Origin of the sequence: Methylorubrum podarium, assembly GCF_022179745.1 — a bacterium.
Classification (GTDB): Bacteria; Pseudomonadota; Alphaproteobacteria; order Rhizobiales; family Beijerinckiaceae; genus Methylobacterium; species Methylobacterium podarium.
On record NZ_BPRD01000590.1, the window covers coordinates 1 to 3,275 of the forward strand.

At 75.4% G+C, this 3,275-nt stretch carries 2 protein-coding genes and 2 pseudogenes; all 4 read left to right on the forward strand.

Annotated features, from left to right (window positions below):
- Positions 1–213 (forward strand): annotated as a pseudogene (locus tag MFF42_RS24135) (hypothetical protein); the annotation flags it as partial.
- Between the two features lie 133 nt (positions 214–346).
- Positions 347–1,408: a DMP19 family protein gene (locus MFF42_RS24140; RefSeq protein ID WP_238258388.1), complete on the forward strand. Its 1,062-nt coding sequence runs from the start codon at positions 347–349 to the stop codon at positions 1,406–1,408.
- Positions 1,409–1,611: 203 nt separating this feature from the next.
- Positions 1,612–3,003 carry a hypothetical protein gene (locus MFF42_RS24145; protein WP_238258390.1) on the forward strand — a complete coding sequence of 464 codons (1,392 nt, stop codon included), beginning with the start codon at positions 1,612–1,614 and terminating at the stop codon, positions 3,001–3,003.
- Positions 3,000–3,275, forward strand: a pseudogene (locus MFF42_RS24150) (hypothetical protein); the annotation flags it as partial. The gene MFF42_RS24145 and the pseudogene MFF42_RS24150, both read left to right, overlap by 4 nt.

The following is a 3,275-nucleotide window of genomic DNA, read 5'->3' on the forward strand; positions in this document are numbered from 1 at the left end:
ATCGTGGCGAGCGAGCCGTTCGAGAATCTGTTCGCCTGTTTCGGCGTCGAGGGCGGCCTGCCGCCGGAACTCGCGGAGCGCTGGCTCGCGGCCGCACCGGGCGCCGAAGGCGAGGCGAAACTGCTCCAGCCGCCCGACGTGCTCGACCTTCTGGACAAGATCCGCGCGACGCCCGGCGTGACCGAGGCCACCGCGCGGATCGTGGTGCGATGAGGCGGCTTCGGGCGGGGCGAGGGCCGGCATGACCTGTGAGGCGACGGCAGAGCGGCGAACCGAAGCGGGGCTGCCGCATCGCTGGTCTCGAAGCGCCCGAGCCCGCCTGTCGAGGCGATGCCTCGGGCCGGCGATGGCCTGCCTGCTGACCGTCGCGGCCTGCTCGCCGGCCCCGAGCTGCGACCTCGGAGCCCTTCGGCACTACCCGATGACCAAGGCGCTCGAGAACCGGGCGGTGCCGCTTCGTATGCCCGACCTGTTCTTCAAGTCCGATGGGTCCCCGGACTTCGACCGCTTCTCCCTGGATGCGGCCGGCGCGGCTGAGATGCGGGCCGCCCTCGCGCGGGGACTGGCGACCTTCAAGCCGGCGGAACGGCCCGTGCTGGTGCTGGCCGCGCTCGACCACTGGACGAGCGGCGCGACCGGCCTGAAGGGCTTCTTCGTCCTCTCCAACAGCGTCTTCCTCGAAGACGCCCTCCGGGCGCTCGATGCCGAGGGTTTGGCCGCGCACGCCGCGCTGCTGCGCGAGGGCGCCGCCCTGTTCGGCCCGGAGTTCGGCGGCACCCAGGCTCGGCGCTACGCCCGCTGGAGCGACGGCTCCGGCGAGATCCGCGACCCGGCGCTCGATGCCACCCTCGACCGCCTATCGGAACGCTTCCGCGCGCTCCCGCGCCTCCTCGACGAGGCGGCGGCGCGGACCGCCCGCTCGCCGGACCTCGCGGCGCTCTACGAGCCGCTGCGATCCGGCGCGGACGACGACGACCGCCTCGCCTATCTCACCGGCGGACTTTGGGCCTGCCTGGACCATTACGACGCGCCCGCGGCCGTCGCGGCCCGCCTCGCCGCCCTGCCGCCGGCGCATGCGCGGATCATCGTCGTGCGGATCTTCGAGGCGGAGATGCTGAACGGCTCGGTCCACCAAGCCTTCTTCAATTCCTCGGGCGTGCTCGCGCCCGACGTCGCCGCCGCCCTGCGGGCGATGAATCTGCCCAAGCACGCCGCCGCGGTGGAGCGCGGGATCGCGATGTTCCCCGCGCCCTATCCCCGGGACACCGCGGCGCGCCGGGCCTTCATGGGATCGCAGAACGACGCCTTCGACACCCGGCTCGGCGATCTGACGGCGGACGTCGATGACGGGGCGATGCACGAGGCGATGATCGCCACCGCCCGCGCGGCCGACATCCTGCCGAAGTGACGACGGCACGCGGGTGCCGCCCTCGTGACTCCGCTCGCGTGAGACCGGATCGGGCTCTGGCCGGTCCATGGGCCGGGTGTGCCGGGCGCTCGTTCGGCACCGGAGGGTGACGGATGGGCGGGCTCGGGCTAACCATACGGCGGATCGAGGAATCGCAAGGGGTTGCGCAGGAGAATGCGTGGGGCCCCGGCACCGGGAGGCGCATGACCGGCGGATACGACGAGCGTTGCGCGGCCGATCTGGCCGCCGTCTGCGACGGCCGCGACCTCTCCCGCGCGGACCGCGCCTGGCTCGCCCGGGTCGTCACCGGCGCCGTGCGCCCGAACCGCGACAAGCCGCTCTGGGACCTCGCCCACGCGCTGGCCGCCCTGGCCAAGGCGACGACGGCCCGGAACGGGCGCGACCTCGTCACCCTGGCGCTCGATCCCGGCCTCGCCACCGCCGGAGCCGTCGAGCTGCGCTTCGTCGACAGTGGCGCCGCCGACGCCCGCGGCCCGGTGCTCGGAGAGGATTGGCGCACGAGCTGGGCCGGCCTCGCGCGGCTGCTGGCGCTCGCCGAGTTCGTGCTGACGGCGGAGGATCTGGCGCAGTTCGCCGCCGTCACGGGCTGGCTCGACGACCTCGCCGCCGCGCCCGATGCGGAGGGCGCCGCCTTCCTGTCCAAGCGGCTCGCCCGCCACCTCTCCGCCTACCGCAACGACCACCTGCCCCTGGCGCCGCTGGAGCGCCGCTTCCGCGCGATCCTCGGCTTCCTGGCCGGGCGCAGAGCCTTCACCGACGACGACATCCTCGCCTTCTGGCGCAGCGAGATGGAGGCGGGCGAGCGGCCGGGCTTCCGCACGGTCGCCGAGCATTTCGTGACCTTCGAGGCGGGCGCGCATCTCGTCGGCGGCCTGGAGGGGCTGTCCGCTCCCGTCTCGCTCGACGCGCATGCCGGCTGGGAGGAGCGGATCGACGCGGCGCTCGGCGATCTCGCCGCCTCCGAACCGGCCGAGACCCTGGCCGCCCTCCTCGCCGACTGGCCGGAGGGTCCGAAGATCCTCACCGGCGCCGAGCGCGAGGATCTGGCCGACTTCCTGCGCCTGGAGCCGTTCCACCGCACCCGCCCGCTGACGACCCTGCGGGCCGCGAGCTTCGGGCAGGTCCAATCGGGCATCGCCAACCGTCTCCGCCGGGGCGGCGGCGGGGCCGAGGTCGCCGAGCGGGCGACCTGCGCCGAGGCCGAGAGCTACGCGGCCCTGCACGAGCGGGCCGGTGCGCTCGCGGCCCATCTCGCCCGGATGCTGCGGATCGCGGCGGCCCTGCGCATCGCCGAGCGCGACGGGCTCACCCCGGAGGCGCAGGCCGCCCTGGAGGCGGCAGAGGCGGATCTGCGCCGGGTGCGCCGGGCCGGCTTCGAGGACCGCCCTGCGCTGGCCGCGGGCTTCGCCGCCGCCGAGACCGCGCTGCTGCGCCTCGCGGAGGAGGCGGACAGGCTGGAACGGGCGCTCGCGGCACTGGCCCGGCAGCGCCCGCTCGACGCGGCCTTCGCGGCGGACCGCTCCGTCTTCGCGGCCGCCTTCGCCGCGGCCTATGCCGGGGAGGCGGCGGCGTGAGCGACGAGGCCCGACTGCTCGCCGAAATCCACGCCGCCCGCGCCCTGATGCGGGCGCAGGCCCCCGCGCTCCGGCCGAGCCACGCCGCCCTCTGGGCGCATGCCAACCGGGAACCGGGCGCCCCGGTCGATTTCGCCGTGGTCCGCGCGATCCGCTCCGATCCCGAGGCCGCCCGGCGCTACCGCACGCTGCTCGGCGCCCAGGCCCTCGCCCACGCGCCCCTCGCCGCGGCGGCCTCGGACGGGGCCCTGGCGCGCCGCCGGGTCGGCGCG

What these genes read in the sequence shown, in the direction of transcription:
- MFF42_RS24140 (WP_238258388.1), top strand. Translation starts at nt 347, where the DNA reads ATGGCCTGCCTGCTGACCGTCGCGGCCTGCTCGCCGGCCCCGAGCTGC.
- MFF42_RS24145 (WP_238258390.1), top strand. Translation starts at nt 1,612, where the DNA reads ATGACCGGCGGATACGACGAGCGTTGCGCGGCCGATCTGGCCGCCGTC.